At 71.4% G+C, this 18,004-nt stretch carries 17 protein-coding genes; 4 read left to right on the forward strand and 13 right to left on the reverse strand.

Features of this window, described 5'->3' with window-relative positions:
- Positions 1-1,003: 1,003 nt before the first annotated feature.
- From LL648_RS31820 to LL648_RS31830, 3 genes are read right to left on the reverse strand one after another with little or no spacing between them, the layout of a single operon-like run.
- A complete protein-coding gene (locus LL648_RS31820) occupies positions 1,004-2,083 on the reverse strand; it encodes a sensor histidine kinase (RefSeq protein WP_232666491.1) in 1,080 nt (359 codons plus the stop codon).
- Entirely contained in the window at positions 2,076-2,738 is a 663-nt protein-coding gene (locus tag LL648_RS31825) for a response regulator transcription factor (RefSeq protein WP_232666492.1), read from the reverse strand. The genes LL648_RS31820 and LL648_RS31825 overlap by 8 nt, the downstream gene beginning before the upstream one ends.
- Before the next feature lie 58 nt (positions 2,739-2,796).
- Complete coding sequence (locus tag LL648_RS31830; protein WP_305080806.1) at positions 2,797-3,867, reverse strand: sensor histidine kinase; 1,071 nt, start codon at positions 3,865-3,867, stop codon at positions 2,797-2,799.
- Between the two features lie 168 nt (positions 3,868-4,035).
- On the opposite strand from LL648_RS31830, the gene LL648_RS31835 reads away from it, so the two are divergent.
- Positions 4,036-4,623 (forward strand): M15 family metallopeptidase, encoded by a 588-nt coding sequence (locus LL648_RS31835; RefSeq protein WP_232666493.1) that lies wholly within the window; start codon positions 4,036-4,038, stop codon positions 4,621-4,623.
- A gap of 16 nt (positions 4,624-4,639) precedes the next feature.
- On the opposite strand, the gene LL648_RS31840 is transcribed toward LL648_RS31835, so the two are convergent.
- Together LL648_RS31840 and LL648_RS31845 are read right to left on the reverse strand one after the other, a co-directional pair.
- Positions 4,640-5,374: a hypothetical protein gene (locus LL648_RS31840; protein ID WP_232666494.1), complete on the reverse strand. Its 735-nt coding sequence runs from the start codon at positions 5,372-5,374 to the stop codon at positions 4,640-4,642.
- Positions 5,371-6,936 carry a serine/threonine-protein kinase gene (locus LL648_RS31845; protein ID WP_232666495.1) on the reverse strand — a complete coding sequence of 522 codons (1,566 nt, stop codon included), beginning with the start codon at positions 6,934-6,936 and terminating at the stop codon, positions 5,371-5,373. The genes LL648_RS31840 and LL648_RS31845 overlap by 4 nt, the downstream gene beginning before the upstream one ends.
- Before the next feature lie 279 nt (positions 6,937-7,215).
- Between LL648_RS31845 and LL648_RS31850 the strand changes: the two genes are divergently transcribed.
- A complete protein-coding gene (locus LL648_RS31850; RefSeq protein WP_232666496.1) occupies positions 7,216-8,106 on the forward strand; it encodes a hypothetical protein in 891 nt (296 codons plus the stop codon).
- A 61-nt stretch (positions 8,107-8,167) separates the two neighbouring features.
- Here LL648_RS31850 and LL648_RS31855 read toward each other — a convergent pair whose 3' ends face one another.
- Both LL648_RS31855 and LL648_RS31860 read right to left on the reverse strand, forming a co-directional pair.
- Complete coding sequence (locus LL648_RS31855; RefSeq protein ID WP_232666497.1) at positions 8,168-8,605, reverse strand: OsmC family peroxiredoxin; 438 nt, start codon at positions 8,603-8,605, stop codon at positions 8,168-8,170.
- 3 nt (positions 8,606-8,608) lie between these two features.
- The gene (locus LL648_RS31860; protein ID WP_232666498.1) at positions 8,609-9,643 is read right to left on the reverse strand and encodes a zinc-dependent alcohol dehydrogenase family protein; all 1,035 of its coding nucleotides are present in this window, start codon (positions 9,641-9,643) and stop codon (positions 8,609-8,611) included.
- Positions 9,644-9,738: 95 nt separating this feature from the next.
- Here LL648_RS31860 and LL648_RS31865 point away from each other — a divergent pair, with 95 nt between their 5' ends.
- Entirely contained in the window at positions 9,739-10,530 is a 792-nt protein-coding gene (locus LL648_RS31865; RefSeq protein WP_232666499.1) for a helix-turn-helix domain-containing protein, read from the forward strand.
- Between the two features lie 27 nt (positions 10,531-10,557).
- Here the strand turns inward: LL648_RS31865 and LL648_RS31870 are convergent, their stop codons facing one another.
- Together LL648_RS31870 and LL648_RS31875 are read right to left on the reverse strand one after the other, a co-directional pair.
- Complete coding sequence (locus LL648_RS31870) at positions 10,558-12,102, reverse strand: carboxylesterase/lipase family protein (RefSeq protein ID WP_232666500.1); 1,545 nt, start codon at positions 12,100-12,102, stop codon at positions 10,558-10,560.
- Between the two features lie 47 nt (positions 12,103-12,149).
- A complete protein-coding gene (locus tag LL648_RS31875) occupies positions 12,150-14,705 on the reverse strand; it encodes an ATP-binding protein (protein ID WP_232666501.1) in 2,556 nt (851 codons plus the stop codon).
- A gap of 163 nt (positions 14,706-14,868) precedes the next feature.
- Here LL648_RS31875 and LL648_RS31880 point away from each other — a divergent pair, with 163 nt between their 5' ends.
- Complete coding sequence (locus LL648_RS31880; RefSeq protein WP_232666502.1) at positions 14,869-15,282, forward strand: DoxX family protein; 414 nt, start codon at positions 14,869-14,871, stop codon at positions 15,280-15,282.
- 79 nt (positions 15,283-15,361) lie between these two features.
- On the opposite strand, the gene LL648_RS31885 is transcribed toward LL648_RS31880, so the two are convergent.
- The 4 genes from LL648_RS31885 to LL648_RS31900 all read right to left on the reverse strand — a co-directional run bounded on the left by LL648_RS31885 (position 15,362) and on the right by LL648_RS31900 (position 17,984).
- Complete coding sequence (locus LL648_RS31885; RefSeq protein WP_232666503.1) at positions 15,362-16,426, reverse strand: GNAT family N-acetyltransferase; 1,065 nt, start codon at positions 16,424-16,426, stop codon at positions 15,362-15,364.
- An 87-nt stretch (positions 16,427-16,513) separates the two neighbouring features.
- Positions 16,514-16,924 (reverse strand): hypothetical protein, encoded by a 411-nt coding sequence (locus LL648_RS31890; protein WP_232666504.1) that lies wholly within the window; start codon positions 16,922-16,924, stop codon positions 16,514-16,516.
- A 146-nt stretch (positions 16,925-17,070) separates the two neighbouring features.
- Positions 17,071-17,403, reverse strand: a complete 333-nt coding sequence (locus LL648_RS31895; protein ID WP_232666505.1) for a hypothetical protein — start codon at positions 17,401-17,403, stop codon at positions 17,071-17,073.
- 65 nt (positions 17,404-17,468) lie between these two features.
- The gene (locus tag LL648_RS31900; RefSeq protein ID WP_232666506.1) at positions 17,469-17,984 is read right to left on the reverse strand and encodes a class I SAM-dependent methyltransferase; all 516 of its coding nucleotides are present in this window, start codon (positions 17,982-17,984) and stop codon (positions 17,469-17,471) included.
- Positions 17,985-18,004 lie beyond the last annotated feature (20 nt).

The raw sequence follows: 18,004 nt of genomic DNA on the forward strand, positions 1-18,004 counted from the left end.
CCCTCCCGCAGAAAATCGGCGACGAACTGCACCCGCGACCGGTCGATCTCCCGGACCACCCGTTCCATATCCCGGGACGCAAGAAACCTATCCGGGAACGTTCCGGTGGCGGCCTCGACTTGTAACTCGGCGATACCGTCGAGTGTGGTGTCGAGCCCTCGGGACATGACTCCATTTTAGTCGGATTGAAGATCATCGGCCAGTGAATAGGGGTCGAGGAGCGAGAAAGTGTACTTTTGTGCACCCCCTAATCTGAACGAACGTGCCGCACCCGTGGTGCCGCTTTCGACCGCGCAGACTTAGGTGCGACGTCGCAGACCGCACAACCTCTGCGAGAACACAACGGGCCCTGCGAGGTCCCGCCGAAGGCGTGCCCGCCACCCACAGGTGGGGCTGAGAGTGCCATCCCGTCGACCTGGAATACCCCCACCACACGGCCGCCCGTGGGCGGCCCCCAACAAAACGCGAGGAAACGGACGATGCTCCGCCCACGGGCGGCCGTGTGGTATCCCCAAGAAGGTCGACGGGATGGCACGACCCAACCATCCCGGAGACTTGCCCGCCCGGCGAGGGCGCCCTTAAGAAACGCGACCACCAAGCCCGACAGGACCACCACAGCCGCGAGACCATCCGCCACGAACCCACCCAACGAACCACGTCGAGAACCCACGACCCACCCACCGAAACGCGAGACCCACCCACCGAAACGCGAGACTCGCCCACCGAAACGCGAGACTCGCCTACCGAAACGCGAGACTCGCCTACCGAGACGTGGGACTCGCCCGCCGAGACGTGGGACTCGCCCGCCGAAACGCGAGACTCGCCCGTCGAAACGCGAGACTCGCCCGCCGAGACGTGGGACTCGCCCGCCGAAGCGTGGGACTCGCCGGTTGGAACGTGGGACTCGCCGTGCTGGAGGTGTCGACTCGCCGTGCTGAAAGTGTCGACTCGCCGTGCTGGAGGTGGCGACTCGCCCGGCGCAGTGCTGGACCTCGACTGACGCTCACCCGCCGGCGTGCGGCAGGTGCACCGCGGCGTGCAGGCCGCCCTCGGCGCGCGGGGTGAGGGTGAGGGTGCCGTCGTGGGCGTGCGTGATGCTCTTGACGATCGCCAGCCCGAGGCCGACGCCCGCGTCGTGGGTGCGGATGCGTTGGGTGCCGCGCTGGAAGGGCTCGGTCAGCGTGGCGACGAGCTGCGGGGTGAGGCGGGGGCCGGTGTTCTCGACGGTGAGGGTCACACCGCCGGTGTCGAGGGCGCTCCGGACGTGCACGGTGCCGTGTTCGGGCAGGTTGTGGACGATCGCGTTGTGCACCAGGTTCGTGGTCATCTGCAGCAGCAGCGCGTGCGAGCCGATGGTGGGCGTGAAGTCGCCTCCGGCGTCGAGCGTGGTGCCCTGCTTCTCCGCGAGCGGCAGGAGCGTTTCGACGGCTTCTTCCGCGATGAGGGAGAGGTCGATGTGTTCCCGGGCGAACACCCGCTGGTCGGTCCGGCTCAGGAGGAGCAACGCCTCCGTGAGGTCGATGGCCCGCGTGTTCACGAAGTGGAGCCGTTCGACCAGCTCCTTGCTGTCGCGGTCCGGGTCCTTGCGGGCCACGTCCAGCAGGGTCTGGGTGATCGCGAGCGGCGTGCGCAGCTCGTGCGAGGCGTTGGCGGCGAATCGGCGCTGCTCGGCGACGTGGGCATCGAGCCGGGCGAGCATGGTGTCGAAGGCGTCGGCGAGCTCGCGGAACTCGTCGCGACGGCCTTCGAGCGCGATCCGGTGGGTGAGGGACCCGTCCGCGGCCAGGCGGGTGGCGTGCGTGATGCGACCCAACGGCGCGAGCATCTGGCCGGCGAGCAGCCAGCCCCCCGCCAGCCCGAAGATCAGCAGGAACACCATCACCGCGGTCGCCGCCGGCGCGAACGCACGCACCAGGTCGCCCTGCAGGGTTCGGATCCCACCCACGGTGTAGATCACCTCGGGCACGTAGCGCAGAAGGAACACCCACACCGCGGCGAGCAGCAGCGCGCCGGCGACCATGAGGAACCCCGCGTAGCTGAGCGTGAGCTTGAGCCGGACGCTCAGGCCCGGTGCCCTATCCACGGTCGATCCGGTATCCCACCCCGGCGACGGTGGCGATCAGCCAGGGCTCGCCGAGCCGTTTGCGCAGCGCCGAGACGGTGATGCGGACGGCGTTGGTGAACGGGTCGGCGTTCTCGTCCCACGCCCGCTCCAACAGCTCCTCGGCGCTGATGACACCGCCTTCGGCGGCGACGAGTATCTCGAGCACGGCGAACTGCTTCCTGGTCAGGGCGACGTAGCGACCATCGCGGAAGACCTCGCGGCGGAACGGGTCGACCCGCAGGCCCGCGATCTCGCGCACCGGCGGCCTGCTGTGGCCGCGCCTGCGGTCGAGCGCCCTGAGCCGGAGGACGAGCTCTTGCAGCTCGAACGGCTTCGTGAGGTAGTCGTCGGCGCCGAGCCCGAAGCCGGATGCCTTGTCGTCGAGCCGGTCGGCCGCGGTCAGCATCAGGATCGGCATGCCGCTGCCGGAGGCGACGATGCGTTCGGCGACCTCGTCACCGGACGGCCCGGGGATGTCGCGGTCGAGGACGGCGATGTCGTAGGCGTTGATGCTCAGCAGCTCCAGCGCGGTGTCGCCGTCGCCCGCGAGGTCGGCGGCGATCGCCTCCAGGCGCAGCCCGTCGCGAATGGCCTCTGCCATGAAGGGTTCGTCCTCGACGACCAATACACGCACGCCCCCGATGCTACGAGGCAGCACATATCGTCGACATATCGAGGACCCGGACGGCTGATCACCCGGCCGGTAGTCGGACCGTCGCTCTGAGTCCGCCCTCGGCCCGGGCGGCGAGCGTGAGGGTGCCGTCGTGCGCTTGTGTGATGCTTTTGACGATCGCCAGCCCGAGGCCGACGCCGGAGTCGTGCGTGCGGATGCGTCTGGCGCCGCGTTGGAATGGTTCGGTAAGTGTTGAGACCATTTGTGACGTGAGGTTTTCGCCGGTGTTCTCGACGATCAGGGTCGCGCCGTCGGGATGGGTGTCGGCGCGGACCCGCACGGTGCCGTTCCCGGGCAGGTTGTGAACGATCGCGTTGTGGATGAGGTTCGTGGTCAGCTGCAGCAGGAGCGTGGGCGACCCGACCGCGCGGGCGAGGTCGCCCGAGGTCTCGATGGTGACGCCGTGCTTCTCCGCGAGCGGGAGCAGCGTCTCTGCGGCCTCCTCCGCCAGCAGGGACAGGTCGACGGGTTCCCTCGCGAACGATCGCTGGTCGGCACGGCTGAGCAGCAGCAACGCTTCCGTGAGGTCGATCGCCCGGGAGTTGACGGCGCGCAGGCGGTCGTCGAGCACGTCGCTGTCGCGGTTCGGGTCGTTGCGGGCGACATCGAGCAGGGTCTGGGTGATCGCCAGCGGGGTGCGCAGCTCGTGTGAGGCGTTGGCGGCGAATCGTTGCTGCTCGGCGACGTGGGCCTCGAGCTGGGCGAGCATGGTGTCGAAGGCGTCGGCGAGCTCGCGGAACTCGTCGCGGCGGCCCGGCAGCCGGATCCGGTGGGAGAGCGATCCGCTCGCGGCGAGCTGGGTGGCGGCGGTGATGCGGGTCAGCGGGGCGAGCATCCGCCCGGCCAGAAACCACCCTCCTACGAGGCCGAAAACCAGCAGGAACACCATCACCATCGCGGCCGCCGACACGAAGACGGAGGCGCCGAAGTTCCGCGGGTCCAGGGCGCGCAGGGCGTCGTCGAGGCTGGGGACGAACGAGACCTTGGGCGAGCCGCGCAGCAGGAACACCCACACCGCCGTGAGCAGCAGGACGCCCGCGAGCATCAGGAACCCCGCATAGCTGAGCGTGAGTTTGAGTCGAACGCTCAAACCGGGTGCCCTTTCCTCGATCGTCGTTCGCACCGTGCCGATGCTACGCAACGACGCATATCGCCGACGTATCGAAAACCGGATACGTGCTGAGAACACCGGGCTGCCTTGACTGCAGGCATGATTGGCACCACACCAACTCGATCAGCGCCGCACCCGATTCGGTCGATGGTCGTCATTGCGGTGACCGGGATCGTCGTTGCAATTGTCGGACTCGGCTTCCGGTCGCTCGCGGCATCGTCCTCCTCGGTGGCGCAGGACGGCCGCCCGCGATCAGCACCCACACCGCCCCGCGACGCGCTCGGCGTGTCCGGCGGAGCCGTTCCGGCCGGCGCGACCGTCTTCGACGACGACGTCCCCGCCGTCGCCGAGCTCGATCCCGACCTGCTCGATGCCCTGCGCCGGGCCGCGACCGACGCCGAGGCCGACGGCGTCGCGTTCGTCGTCAACAGCGGTTGGCGCTCCCCGGAGTACCAGGCGCGGCTGCTGCGGGAGGCGGTCGCGAAGTACGGCTCGGAGGCGGAAGCGGCCCGTTGGGTCGCCACCCCGGACACTTCCCCGCACGTGTCCGGCGCGGCGATCGACATCGGGCCCTCCGAGGCCAGGGCGTGGCTGTCCGAGCACGGCGCCGGCTACGGGCTGTGCCAGATCTTCGGCAACGAACCCTGGCACTACGAGCTGCGCCCCGACGCCGTCGAGAACGGTTGCCCGCCCATGTACGCCGACCCGTCGCACGACCCGCGGATGCAGCGCTGAACACCTCTGACCAGCGCTACCTCTCGACCGTGGCCCCTCGTCGGACCAGCTCGTACCGGTACGGGCGGGTCGTGGCGACCTTGACGTAGCCGGCAGCCACCAGCACGTGGAAGTAGTCGGGGTGGGTCAGCGTCGTCGGCCGTGGCAGCCCGAGGCGCAGCGCCTTCTCCTGCGCGCTCTGCAGCCGGTCCTGGACGCCCGAGAGGCTCTTGCCGAGCCTCGACGCGACCTGCTTGAGCTGCAGCGGCACCGGGGGTGCCGTCGGTGGCGGCCAGGCGAGGTACTCGCCGAAGACGCCTTCGAGCGCGCTCAGCTCGGCGGGGGCGAGCGCGGGCGGCACGGGCCCGGACGTGGTGAGGCCGGGTAGCTCATGGACAGCGTTGCCCTCGGCGTCGAGGTAGCTGTCGGACTCCAGCAGGATCCAGTGCTGCTGGTCCGTCGCTGTCCCCGAGACCCGGATGCCGACCAGCGGCCACAGCACGACCTGCGACTTCTGGGCGCGGTACGACGCGAGGCCCCACGGATGGATCACCGCGCCGTTCCGGTTCGCCGTCCTGATCAGCCAGCCTTCGGTCGTCGCGGTCACGGTGACCGCCTGGCGCGAGATGCCGCCGTCGTGCACGGCGACGCCGAGCTCGATGTCGCCCTCGCGCCCCACGACCACCGGCCGGTCGAACGGCGCGCGCAGCCCGGTCGGGATGCGGGAACGGTCGGGCGCCGACTCCCGGACGAGTATCCACCGCTCGCTCATGAGCACCGCCAGGAGCCGTTGACCGTGATCTGCTGGTCGCCGCCGACACCGCTCGCGCCGCTGAGGCTGGTGTCGATCGTCCCCGAGAGCTGGTCGTCGGCGACGGTGAACTTGCCCGTGTTGGCGCCGCCGGTGATGAACGCCGCCGTGCCCGCGTACATCGTCATGAAGCCGCCGCGCTCGTCGGTGATGCTGGTCGTGTTGTAGTCGCCGGCGCCGCGGAAGTAGTTGGTGTTGAACGTGATCTCCACCGTGGCGTCGTCGATCGACCCCTTCACGGTCCACGACCAGCTGTCCCCGCCGAGCTTCATGCACGTCGCGGTCGCCGAGGTGAGCGTTCCGGAGGCGAAGCCGCCCACCTCGAGGGCCTGCGCGGTGCCTGAGCTGTTCGCGGGGGAGCCCTGCTCGCTCGTCGGCACCTCGCTGCCCGCCGTCCCTGGCGTCGTCGCTGTCGTCGCCGGGTCGGTGGGGCGGAGGTAGAGCGCGAGCCCGGCGACCGCGGCGATGACGACGACGGTGATCGCGATCGCGACGACGGCCCGGCGGCGTCCGCCCCCTGACGGTGCGGGGGCCGGTGCCGGTGGGGGAGGAACGGGAGCGGGCGGCGTGGCGGCGAACCGCGGGGGCGGTCCGGGAACCGCGGTCTCGGTCCTTGGGGCTTGGCCTGCGAACCGGGGCGGAGGAGGCGGGGGTCGCCTGACTGTCGTCGTCCCTCCGGCGGGTGCCGCTGCCGGGTGGTCAGTCTGCAAGCTGTGCTGCGCGTTGATCGCCAGCTCGGTGGTGGTGGCGAACCGGTGCTCGGGGTTCTTCGCCATTGCCCGCGCGACGACGTGGTCGAGCGCGACGGGTACGCCCGGCCTGACCTGCGACGGCGCCGGCGGCGGGGTGTGCAGGTGCGCGTACATCTTGGCGGCGACGCCGCCGGTGAACGGTTTGGTGGCGGTGAGCGCCTCGTGGAGCACGCAGCCGAGCGCGTAGACGTCGACCCGGTGGTCGAGCGGACCGGCGCCGAACTGCTCGGGGGCCATGTAGTCGGCGGTCCCGATCGTTGCGCCGGTGGCGGTGAGCGCGGTCGCCGAGTCGGAGCGGGCGATGCCGAAGTCGACGAGGTGGACGAAGTCCTCGCCGCGGTCGGTCTCGCTGATCAGCACGTTCGACGGCTTCACGTCGCGGTGCACCAGCCGGGCGGCGTGCGCCGCAGCCAGCGCGGTGGCGATCTGGGCGATGATCGCGACCGCGCGCGCAGGGGGCAGCGGTCCGGTCTGGCGGATCAGGTCGGCGAGATCGGTGCCGGAGATCAGCCGCATGTCGATGTAGAGCTGTCCGGCGATCTCGCCGTAGTCGTGGATGGGGATGATGTGCGGCTCGGTCAGCCGGGCGGCGAGCTCGGCTTCGCGGCGGAAGCGCGCCTGGTACTCGTGGTCCTTCGCGAGGTGCACGGGCAGCCGTTTCAGCGCCACCGTCCGCTTCTTGACGGTGTCGAACGCGCGGTACACGTCGCCCATGCCGCCGCGTCCGACCAGCTCGTCGAGCCGGTACGGCCCGAACAGCTCACCTTGCATGGGAGCACTCTGCCAACGAAGGGCCGGGGAGTCACGCGTACCTGACTACTCTCGGGGGTCGATTAGGCCATTCGTCCCAGGTCGCTGCTGGGTGCCCCTGCCGCGTGGCAGGTTTCGCCACCCCTCCCGACGAATGCGCAGGTCAACCGCCTGCGGTGGCCGACCCTGCTACGTGGCAGTCATGACGCGCCCCACCTCGCACTGGTCTTCTGCTTGCAAGCCGGACGGAGCGCCGCTTCGGCAGACGCCATCAGACGCCAAGCCTCACAGGAGCAGAAAATGTCGACCACGACCTTCGTCCGCAACATCGCCCGCGCGTCGCTCGGACTCGTTGTCGCGGGTCTCGTCATCGGGACGGGCGGCACCGCGTTCGCCGACACCTCCACCACGCCCCTCACCCCGCAGCCCGGCCCGTCCGCCGGCTCGTGGGAGGACGCCACCGCCGTGCTGACCGACCGCGCGGGCAAGCAGACGACGGTGAAGGCGACGTCGTTCCACTTCTGCAGCAACGTCGTCGGCGACGACATCACGCTCTCCGAGCGCCAGACGGTGCCGTTCGAGAAGACCCTGCGGATCGACGTCGTGCACTCCGACGAGAAGCTGACCACCGACGGCAAGGCCGATCTCGCGGTGACGCTGCTCGACGGCCAGCAGCTCGCCGGCACGGTCAGCTCGAACTGCGACTTCTCCGGCGACAGCAGCATCGGGCGCTTCAACATCTACCCGGAGGACCTGAAGTTCGTCGAGTTCAAGCGTGGCGCCGAGACGGCACCCGCGCCGGGCGGTACCGACGGCCCCGCCACCCCCGACGAGGTGCTCACGGTGAGCGGATCCCTGGGCGGAACGGTCGAGGCGACCAGCGTGACCTGCACCCGGCTCGCCGGTGACAGCTGGTCGTGGCTGCTCGAGGGTTCGGTCGACGGCACGCCGGTGGAGATCACCTTCAACACCAACAACTACAAGGGCGCCGGCGACTACAACGCCACCGGTGTCACCGACGAGGCCGGCGGGCTCGTGACGCTGACGGCCGGCGAGGTCCAGGTGGTCACGAACGGCGCGACCACGGGCAAGTTCACCGTCGCCGCCGACGAGAAGTCCGGTTCGATCGACGCCGCGCTCACGTCCCCGACCCAGGAGGTCCGGGTCGTCGGTTCGTGGCTCTGCTCGTAGTCGGCCTCGAGCGCGGCCGAGGGCGGCATCCCCAAGCGGGGGATGCCGCCCTCGGGCTTTCTCACGAGTGCAGGTGCGCCGTCACCCTGATCTCCGCAACCCCTTTCAGCGCGCGGGAGACCGCGCAGCCCGTCTCGGCCGCCTCGGCGTGCTTCTGGAGGGCGTCCGCGTCGACGCCGTCGATGTTGACCGTGGTGTCGAGCTCGACGAGGTCGATGGTCGGCACGCCGTCGACGGGCCGCAAGCGGACGCGCGCGTTGGTGGCGACGCTGCGCGGGACGAGGCCGGCCTGCGTGAGGACGTACGTCAACGACATGGAGAAGCACCCGGCGTGTGCGGCGGCGAGCAGCTCCTCGGGGTTGGTGCTGCCCGCGGCGTCGTCGGTGAAGCGGGAGCGGAAGCTGTAGTCGGCCTCCCAGCGCTGGGGACCGACGGCCAGGCGGCCGCTCCCATCCTGCAGGTCGCCGGTCCAGGTGGCGCTTCCGATGCGTGCGGCCATCGTTCAGTTCCTCTCGTTGTTGGGTGCCATGGCGATGACGATCTTCCCGAGCGCGGACCCGCCGAGGTAGTGGCGGAAAGCTTGGGGCGCGTCGTCGAAGGGGAAGATCCGGTCGAGGACCGGCCGGATCCGGTGTGCGCTCACGGCGCGGACGAGCCCGGCGAGCTGGGCGCGACTGCCGACCGCGACCGGCCGGAGCGTCGCGCCCGTGGTGAAGATCGTGTAAGGGTCGAGGGTGGCGGGCGGGCGCCCGCCGACGAAGCCGACGACGGCGATCTCGCCGCCGAGCGCGACGGCGGCCAGCGACGACTCCAGCGTCCCTGCTACGTCGACGACGAGATCTGCGCCGCGCCCGCCCGTCGCCGCGCGGACGGCTGCCGGCCAGTCCGCGTTGTCGCGGTAGTTCAGCACCACGTCCGCGCCGAGCTCGCGCAACAGGCCGGCACGCTCGTCGTTCCCGGTCGTGGCGATCACCCGCGCACCCATCGCGCTCGCCAGCTGCACCGCGAAGAGCGACACCCCGCCGGTGCCGAGGGTCAGCACGGTGTCGCCGCGGTGCGTACCGCGGCCGCCGGTGAGCGCGTTCCACGCGGTGAGGCCGGCGACCGGCAGGGTGGCCGCCTCGGCGTCGGTGAGATCGGCAAGATCGTTCGGGAGCTCGACGAGCGCGGTGGCCGGCAGCAGGACGTGCTCGGCGAGCATGCCGTCGAGCGAGCCGCCGATCTGGTCGACGACGTCGAGCGAGAACGGCCCGTCCTGCCAGCGCGGGAACGCTGCGACGACGACCCGCGCGCCCACCGGGGGCGCGCTGACGTCCGGTCCCGCTGCGGCCACGACGCCGACACCCTCGGCGAGCGGGATCCCGCCGTCCCGGACGGGGAGCACATACCTGCCTTCCAGGATCATCGCCTCGCGGTAGCTGATCGAGGCGGCCCGCACCTCGACGAGCACCTCGCCGGGGCCGGGCACGGGGAGTTCGGAGACGTCGAGGCGGAGGCCGTCGAGGCCGGTGCCCGCGTCGAGCCGGTAACTGCGCATGCCATGAGCTTCGCCGCCCGCGGAGGCGCCGCCCATTACCTCCTAGGTGCAGTGGCGGCTAGATACAGTGCCGGCCCGCCCCTACCCTCGCAACCATGAGCGACGCGGGTGAGGTGCTGCGGTTCTGGCGGCGCCGCCGCGGCGTCAGCCAGCTGGAGCTCGCCACCACGACGGGGGTCTCCACCAAGCACCTCAGCTTCGTCGAGAACGGGCGGGCCCGCCCCAGCCGGCAGCTGCTCGTGCACCTCGCCGACGCCCTGGACATGCCCCTGCGCGAGCGCGACCGCCTGCTGCTCGCAGGCGGCTACGCGCCCCCGCAGGGCAGCGGCTCCCGGGATCGCGCGCTGCGCCCGGTGCGGCAGGCGCTCGACACGCTGCTCGCCGCGCACGAGCCGAACCCGGCGATCGTGGTCGACGCCCGCTGGGACCTCGTGGCCGCCAACGCCGCCGCCGACCTGCTGTGGGACGGCGTCGACCCGGCGCTGATGACGCCGCCGGTCAACATGCTGCGGCTCTCGACGCACCCCGAAGGCCTGCCGCGGATCTCCACCGCCACCCCCGTGTGCAGCCTGCCGTTGATCACCCGGCTGCGCCGGATGGCCGACGAGGACGCCGACGACGCGCTGCTCGACCTCGTGCTGGAGGCCGAGCGGCACCTCGCCGCGGCCGCCGGGCAGCCGCCGCCCAAGTGGACCGGCGACGGCGTGATGGCCGGTTTCGAGCTCAAGACCCGCCTCGGCGTGGTCGGCCTGCACACCGTGATTGCGACGCTCGGCGCCCCGCTCGACGTCGGCGCGGCCGACCTGGCACTGGAGACGTTCCTCCCCGTCGACGAGCAGAGCGCCGCCCTGCTGCGCGAGCTGGCGGCCACCCGGCCCGGCGCATGATCTCTGTGAGGTCATGAGCAGCGTCTGTCAGCTGGACGCCCGCAGCGAGTCCCACAGCCCGCAGTTGTGCTTCGCCGCGAAGTCCACCGGTGCCATACCCGTGGTGGAGACGGCCTGCACCCCACCGGTCCGGACGTCCGGCCAGTCCGGGCCCGGGATCCCGGTGCGGGCGAAGGCCGTCCACCTGTCGATCAGCTGCTGCGCCAGCGCCTCCTGCGCTGCTGTGCGTTGCGGCTTGGGTCGCCCGGGGAAGTTGCTGTCGAAGAAGTACGGGACGTCGACGCCGTGGTGGGCGCCCAGCTCGACCCCGGCGACCTCGCCCGGCTTGGGCTCGGTGAACTCGAACGCGTACACCGGCTCGCGAGTGGCCTCGAAGAACGACCTCGACGTGCACGAGCCCAGCATGCGGCCCTCGTCGGACAGCGCGGTGGCCAGCGCGACCCGGGCCGACGGGTAGGCGTCGAGCGGGTAGCCGGCCGCGACGCGCTCGGCGTCGGCACCGAAGAACACCTCAAGCATCTCCGGGTACGACGCCGTGGCCGCCCGCTTGTCCTGGGCGACGAAGACACGCATCTCGTCGGACGTCACGCCGTGGATCATCGGGACGTCGTTCGAGGTGCCCGCGCGGAAGGCGTCCAGCGGGTCGACGGGCAGTGCCGCGGTGCCCGTGACAGGCAGCCACGGCCGTTCCGCCCCGGTCCGGATCGCGCCGCTGACCTGCTCCTCCGGCATCCCGACCAGCCGTTCGACGGGCAGCGCCCGCAGGCACGCGACGTCGGGGCAGCCCAGCCGGTCCGCGATGGTCGTGGCCCGGGAGTGGGCCTTCGCGAGCGGCAGCATCGCGTTCGAGCAGGGCGCGCTCTGCAGGATCGCCTTGTCGAACAGGCCGCGCGCTGCCGGCGACGCCATCTGCGCGCACGTTGCGAACGCGCCGGACGACTCACCCCAGAGCGTCACGTTGCGCGGGTCGCCGCCGAACGCGGCGGCGTTCTCCCGCACCCAGCGCAGCGCGGCCTGCTGATCGGCGAGTCCGAAGTTGCCGACCGCCGGGTCGTCGAACCCCGGGTGGGCCAGGAAGCCCAGCGCGCCGAGCCGGTAGTTGATCGTCACGACGACGACGTCGCCGCGGTCGACGACACGGGCCGGGTCGTAGGGCGCGCCCTGCCCGCTGGAGAAGCCGCCGCCGTGCACGAAGACCATCACCGGCCGGCCCGCGCCGGCTCCGCGGGGCGCGTCGACGTTCAGGTAGAGGCAGTCCTCGCTGCCCTGGACCCCCTCGCCGGACGCCTGCGAGCACGGCTGCGACGGCGTGGTGCCGTCGCGGACGCCGGCCCAGCCGGCGACCGGCTGCGGGGATCTCCACCGGAGTTCACCGACGGGTGGGGCCGCGTACGGGATGCCCTGCACCCGTAGGTGGGTGTCGGTCGCGACCCCGCGGACCTCGCCGCCCGTCACCTGGACGACGGCCGGATCGGGGGCGGTCTGCGGAGCGGGGGTACCGCAGGCCGCGAGGGCGGCGGCGGTTGCGAAGGCGGCCACAGCCGTGGTCGAAATGCGAAGTTTCGATGGCATGTGATGACGATCGTCGGCAGGTTGTGTTCAGGTCGTCACCCGGTGGTCTACTCCGGGGATACCGCGGGCGGAGTACGGGCGGGCAGCGCCCGCAGGTGGGCGTCGAGGGCCGGCATGGTCGTCTCCTCGTCGTCGGTGGTGTTGATGCCCACCCGCACGAGGATGTCCGCGGCCTCCTGCCAGTGCTGGCGGGCCCGCTCCAGCTGGTCCAGCGCGAAGTACGCGCGGGCGAGGCCGTCGTGCGCGCGGGCCTGGTCGGCGGAGTGGCCGAGCGTGACGGCAAGGTCGAGCGCGACCCGGTGGCATGCGAGAGAACGGTGGGCCGCACCGGTGCTGAGCCGGAGCCGGCCGATGGCCTGGTGCACCTCGAACTGGTTGTTGACGTCGCCGAGCTCGACGGCGAGGGTGAGCGCCCGCTCGAAGGCGCGGTCCGCCTCCTCGTGCCGCCCCACAAGGCGGTGGATGATCCCGAGCCCGAGCAGTGCGCCAAGCTCGGCACTGCGGCTCCTGATGGCCCGCGCCACGACGAGCGTCTGTTCGAAGGCGTCGGCCGCCTGCTCGCGCCGGCCCTTCAGCCGGTGCACGTGCCCGAGTCCGCGCAGTGCCCGGACCTCGTCGTGCGGGTTGCCGATGTCGCGGGCGATCGTGAGTGCGCGTTCGAGGTGCTCGGTGGTGGGTCGCCCGCTGTTCATCTCGGCCCAGCCGAGGCCGACCAGCACCGTCATCTCCCCGCAGCGATCCCGCGTCCGCCGGGCGATGCGCAGCGCTTCCTGGCCGAGGACGACGGCCTGCTCGGGCCGGTCCCTGGCCCGCACGACCTCGGCGAGCCCGGCCAGCGCGGCCACCTCGACCGCGCTGAGCCTGAGGTCGCGGGCGAGGTCGCGGGCGAGCCGGTAGCACTCCGCGGCCGAGTCCTGCCGCCCCAGCGGCCACCGGATGTCCCCCAGGCACAGCAGCACCTTCGCTTCGCCGGACCGGTCGCCGCTCCCGCGAGCGGCGCTCAGCGCCCGGACGTAGAGCTGCTCCGCATCGGCGAGCGGCCCCTGCGAGCGGAGGTGTCGGTGCAGCGTGACGGCCAGGTGCACGGCGTGTCCCGGCCAGCCGTGCCTGGCTGCGTGCTGGGCGACCGCCAGCAGGTTCGATAGCTCGGTGCCGAGCCAGACGTTCGCCGATTCGGCATCGCGGGCGGCGGGAGCGGCGCCGGGCGGCGCGGTGGGGTAGGCGACGTCCATCGCCGCCGCGGCGGCATCGCGGTAATGGTCCAGCAGCCTGCCGATCGCCTCCCTTCCCTCCTGGTCGGCGCCTGCCGGCGGCCCCTGCGCTCCCGCGTGAGCGCGGACGAGGTCGTGGAACCGGTAGCGCCGCGGCGTCAGCTCCTGGAGCAGGTTGGCGTCGAGCAGCTCGCCGATCAGCCGGTCGGCCGTGACGGCGATCGGAGCGGTCAGCGCCGCCACGGCGTCGTGGTCGAAGTCGGCGCCCGGGTGCAGACCGAGCAGCCGGTAGACGAGCTGGAGGTCGGTGCCCAGTTGACGTACCGACAGGTCGAGGGCGGCGGTGACGCTGCGATGCCCCACATCGAGCGCCGAGAGGCGGTGCTGCTGGTTCGCGAGGCCCTGGACGAGGTGCCCCACGGTCCACACGGGGTGCGAACGCAGGCGGGCCGCAGCGATGCGGATCGCCAGCGGCAGCCGTCCGCACAGCTCGACGACCTCCGCCAACGCGTCGGGCGGCGCATCGGCGGTGCGCTGCTCACCGGCGATGCGGCGGAACAGGGCGATCGCGTCCGACCGGGTCAGCACGTCCAGCGAGACGGCGTGGGTGTTGTCCAGCCCGGTGAGCCGCCGCCGGCTCGTGACGAGGACGAGGCAGCCGGGTGTCCCCGGCAGCAACGGCCGGACCTGCGCCTCGCTCGCGGCGTTGTCGAGCAGGAGCAACACCTGCCGGTCGGCGAGCCGGCTGCGGTAGAGCGCCGCGCGGTCGTCCAGGTGTTCCGGGACCTGGTCGGCCGAGACGCCGAGCGTGCGCAGCAACCGGTCGAGCGCATCGGCCGCGTCCACGGGCGGCACGCCGTCGGTGTGGCCGTGCAGGTCGAGGAAGAGCTGCCCGTCGGGGAAGCGGTCGGCCATCCGGTGGGCGGCATGGATCGCGAGTGCGGTCTTGCCGATCCCGGCCATGCCGTCGATCGCACTGATGACCACGGTCGTCGCGTCGTCGAGGTGCTCGAAGCCCGCGAGCTCGGACGCCCTGCCGGTGAAGGCGGGGGAGGCGGCCGGCAGCTGCCGTGGCGCCTCCGGCGTGGGTGTGGAACCCGCGTCCGGGTACGGCGGGGGCGCGGCCTCCGGGTCCTCGGTGACGGCCGCCACCAGCGTCGCTTCCTCGGGAGCGCTCAGCCCCAGCACGGTGGCGAGCAGTCGCACCGTCGTGACCTGCGGCCGGGCGACCTCGCCGGACTCCAGCCGGCGGATCGTCCGCGCGCTGATCCCTGCGCGGTCGGCGAGCTGCGCCTGGGTGAGCAGCGCACGCTCCCGCCAGATGCGCAGCAGCTGCGCCACACTCCCGTCGCCGGTCGGATCGGGTCGCACCGTCATCATCCCCCCTGACACGGCCGCCACGATGCCAGATGCATCCGCTGAGTTGCGATACTTCAGCGAAATGCGTCTTTACTGCCACGTTGGCCTACGGAACGGACATCTCGTGCGTTGACGCTGGCGCCCGCCGACGTGGGCCTCCATGGTCGCGGCGGATGCCACGAAAGGACGGGGAACGATGAGAATCGCGGTCTGGATCGTGTCGGCGCTGCTGGCGCTGGCCTTCTTGTTCATCGGTGGGACGAAGGTGCTGATGCCCGTGGCCGACATGGAGGCCGCGAGCATGGGCGTCCCGGTTGTGCTCCTCAAGATCGCCGGCGTGGCCGAGGTGCTCGGCGCGTTCGGCATCATCCTGCCGGCGGCGACCAGGATCCTGCCGGCGCTCACCCCCGTCGCGGCTGCGGGGCTCACCCTCACCATGGTCGGCGCCACCGTCATCAACATCGGCCTCGGCATCTACGCGCTGGCCGCGCAGACGGCCGTGCTCGGCCTGCTGGCCGCGCTCGTGGCGTGGGCCCGGTTCGGGCCGGCCGCGATCGCACCACGAGGGCAGGCGCCCGTCAGGTCACGCGACGCCGCACCCTCCACGTAACCGAACTCCCCCACCCGTTTTGCCAACCTGCACGCCTTCCAGGGTGTGTGAGTTGGCAAAACGGTGGGGAAGTTCGGGGTTACCGGGCGCTGGCCGGCGTTGCCCGTTTCATGGTGCTGGCAGCTGTGGCACGCAGCCGGCCCACGACGGCGCGCCCCCGCCGCGCGGCCAGCGTCGACGCGCCCCGGATCGAGCGCTGGTAGACGGTCAGCTGCTTGATGTCGTGCAACTGGTCGGTCCACTGCAGCTTGTACCGCTCGGCCGAGCCCAGCAGTTCGTACGTCGTCTGCCCGAGATCGAACGAGCGCTTGATCATGTCGTGGCGGAGGACGAGTCCGGGGGCGAGCGCGCGCAGCTCCGGGTCGAACCCGGTCTTGAGGAAGAAGTGCGACGTCTGGTCCTCGAGGCAGATGTCGGCGGCGATCGCCTTGCCGTCGAGCTTGAGCGTTGCGATGCGCAGGAACCCGGCCTCCGCGGCCCATCCGGAGAGCGCCCGGTAGAACCGCTCCGTGTCGGGCCGGGACGTGATGGCGGTGCCGCTTTCCCCCTTCCAGCCGAGCGCCTCGATGCGGAACGTCTCGTCGAGCAGGTGCGGCAGATCGTCGCACCCGTCCGAGACGTCGAGCTCCAGCTGTCCCTTCCCTGCCAGCTTGCGTCGACGGCGTTCGAGCTGCTTGAGCCACCGCTGGTCGCGGCCTCGCAGGTAGCTGTCGAAGTCCTGGTCGATCGGGACGTAAGGCGAGCGTTGCAGGGTCTGGACGTCGGTGGCGCACCGCCGCGACGCGGCCGCTGCCGTCATCGCGGTGCAGTCGCGGGGCATCAGGTGACCGATGACCGTCGACGACCCGGTTGCGGCCAGCACCAGCTCGCAGAGCTCTTGCACGGCTTCGTCGTCCGCGGCCACGGGACCGAAGACGAACGTGTGCCAGTTGTCCATTCCTCGCAGCTGCCCTCGGTTCCGCAGCATCGGGAGAACTCCGACGAGCCGGCCGTCGCGGCGGGCCTCGATGATTTCCGGATCGCCGCTGCCGAACGCCTCCCACCAGGCGCGGAACCATCCGGGGCGGTGGAACGGGGTCGCGCCTCCCGTCCGGTCCGCCAGCTCGTCCCATTCGGCGGCAAGGGTGTCGTCGATGAAGTTCATAGCACTCCACTGGCTCCGCGCGTGCGGAGTCGAATAGTGGGGATGGTGGACCGTTCACTGATCGGCGGCCGGCGTGCCGCCCGGCCGTCAGATCCGAGCGATGCCGATGTCCATGAGCAGGTGCCGGCCCCACGGCGAGCGTTCAGGAGCGCCCGGCGGTGACCCGCCCGGCCATCGGCGCCGCCCGGTCGCTGCCAAGAGTGCGACGAGAGCGATCAGCACGATCGCGGCGAGCGTTCCCGCGGAACGGGTGGTGTCGTCCGGCCCGACCCGCGGGCGAGCCACCGGGGCTGCGGCCGCGAGGCCGCCCTCGCACATGGCGTCGTGGACGGAACCGCCGCAGTCTGCGGCGGCGACCACCGAAGAACCCGCCGTCGACGGACCGCTCAGCACCTCGCACATGCTGATCGACAGCAGGGCCAGCACGGCGACGGTGATCCACAGCCGCTGGCGGGATGCCCGACGGGGAGCGGTTGGGACCGGCCGGGCTGGTGTCACGGGGCGTGAGAGTACAGATCGACTTCGCAGGGCCTGCAACCTCACACCTCACACAGCGGACGGTGCCGTCACACAGGTCATGCCCTGTGTGACGGCACCACCGGCTATGTGAGGTCGCCGCTCCCGGATGGGCTGGGGTCAGCCGCTCACCGATCGTTCAGCCGGGACCGGCGGGCCGCGTTGATCCGCCACGTTGCCAGGAGCCCGGACACGAGCGCGGCGAAGACGACGAACGGGTGGAGATCCGCGACGATCCCGGTGATGTCCTCTAGAAGACGCACCGACACCAGCATCGCTGCGGCGCCGTAAGCCACGCTCTGCAACCCGGTCAGGAGCACGATCCGTGCATCGTCGCCTTCGACTTGACCGAACATCCACGGCGGCCCGGGGACCCGCCTCGTGGCGATGATGTAGCCACCGGCCGCGAACACGAGCAGACCGAGCGGGGCGAGCACCCACCCCAACACGACGAACACCATGGCAACCCCCTGATCCTCCCGACCACGGTCGAGGGTCGCTGTTTCAGGGCGCTAACACGTCTGTTTCACCTCCGGCCGGTGATCGCCAACCCGCCCTCCCCAGAGCGCACCGCCACGTCAGTGAACTCGTGCTCCGCCATCGCCGCCGTGATCGCGTCGGTGATCCGGCGCGGGGCCTGCGGGCCGTCCGAGCCGTAGCAGACGTGCAGCCGCCCACCGTCGCGCAATGCGGCGTGGAGCAGCCGCAGCTCCGGCGCGGGGGAGCGGGTCCAGAACAGGTTGACATTGATCGTGAATGCAGCATCGAGGCTGCCGTCGGGGACGTCCAGCGTGTTGAGCTCGCCGGTCCGCACCTGCAACCGGCCCGCTTCCACATGCGACGCGCAGCGCTGCGAGATGCGTTGCGTGGCCGTCGCCGACCGGTCGATGGCAAGCATGCTGCCGCGCCCGGTGAGGCGCTCGCAGACCAGCATCGCGGCGGCACCCGGGCCGGAGCCCGCTTCCAGGATCCGCTCGTCGGGGCCGGGATCGAGCAGGTCGACGGCCCACCGGACGCGTTGCGGCACCGCAGCGGCGGTCATGCGGGACACGCTACGGCGCC

It is taken from the genome of Pseudonocardia sp. TRM90224, assembly GCF_021245725.1.
Lineage (GTDB): Bacteria > Actinomycetota > Actinomycetes > Mycobacteriales > Pseudonocardiaceae > Pseudonocardia.

Excerpts from the sequence above, each read along its gene's own strand:
- LL648_RS31850 (WP_232666496.1), top strand. The coding sequence starts at position 7,216 with ATGTCGACCACGACCTTCGTCCGCAACATCGCCCGCGCGTCGCTCGGA.
- LL648_RS31880 (WP_232666502.1), top strand. The coding sequence starts at position 14,869 with ATGAGAATCGCGGTCTGGATCGTGTCGGCGCTGCTGGCGCTGGCCTTC.
- LL648_RS31895 (WP_232666505.1), bottom strand. The coding sequence starts at position 17,403 with ATGGTGTTCGTCGTGTTGGGGTGGGTGCTCGCCCCGCTCGGTCTGCTC.
- LL648_RS31885 (WP_232666503.1), bottom strand. The coding sequence starts at position 16,426 with ATGAACTTCATCGACGACACCCTTGCCGCCGAATGGGACGAGCTGGCG.
- LL648_RS31835 (WP_232666493.1), top strand. The coding sequence starts at position 4,036 with ATGGTCGTCATTGCGGTGACCGGGATCGTCGTTGCAATTGTCGGACTC.
- LL648_RS31865 (WP_232666499.1), top strand. The coding sequence starts at position 9,739 with ATGAGCGACGCGGGTGAGGTGCTGCGGTTCTGGCGGCGCCGCCGCGGC.
- LL648_RS31855 (WP_232666497.1), bottom strand. The coding sequence starts at position 8,605 with ATGGCCGCACGCATCGGAAGCGCCACCTGGACCGGCGACCTGCAGGAT.
- LL648_RS31840 (WP_232666494.1), bottom strand. The coding sequence starts at position 5,374 with ATGAGCGAGCGGTGGATACTCGTCCGGGAGTCGGCGCCCGACCGTTCC.
- LL648_RS31900 (WP_232666506.1), bottom strand. The coding sequence starts at position 17,984 with ATGACCGCCGCTGCGGTGCCGCAACGCGTCCGGTGGGCCGTCGACCTG.
- LL648_RS31870 (WP_232666500.1), bottom strand. The coding sequence starts at position 12,102 with ATGCCATCGAAACTTCGCATTTCGACCACGGCTGTGGCCGCCTTCGCA.
- LL648_RS31845 (WP_232666495.1), bottom strand. The coding sequence starts at position 6,936 with ATGCAAGGTGAGCTGTTCGGGCCGTACCGGCTCGACGAGCTGGTCGGA.
- LL648_RS31860 (WP_232666498.1), bottom strand. The coding sequence starts at position 9,643 with ATGCGCAGTTACCGGCTCGACGCGGGCACCGGCCTCGACGGCCTCCGC.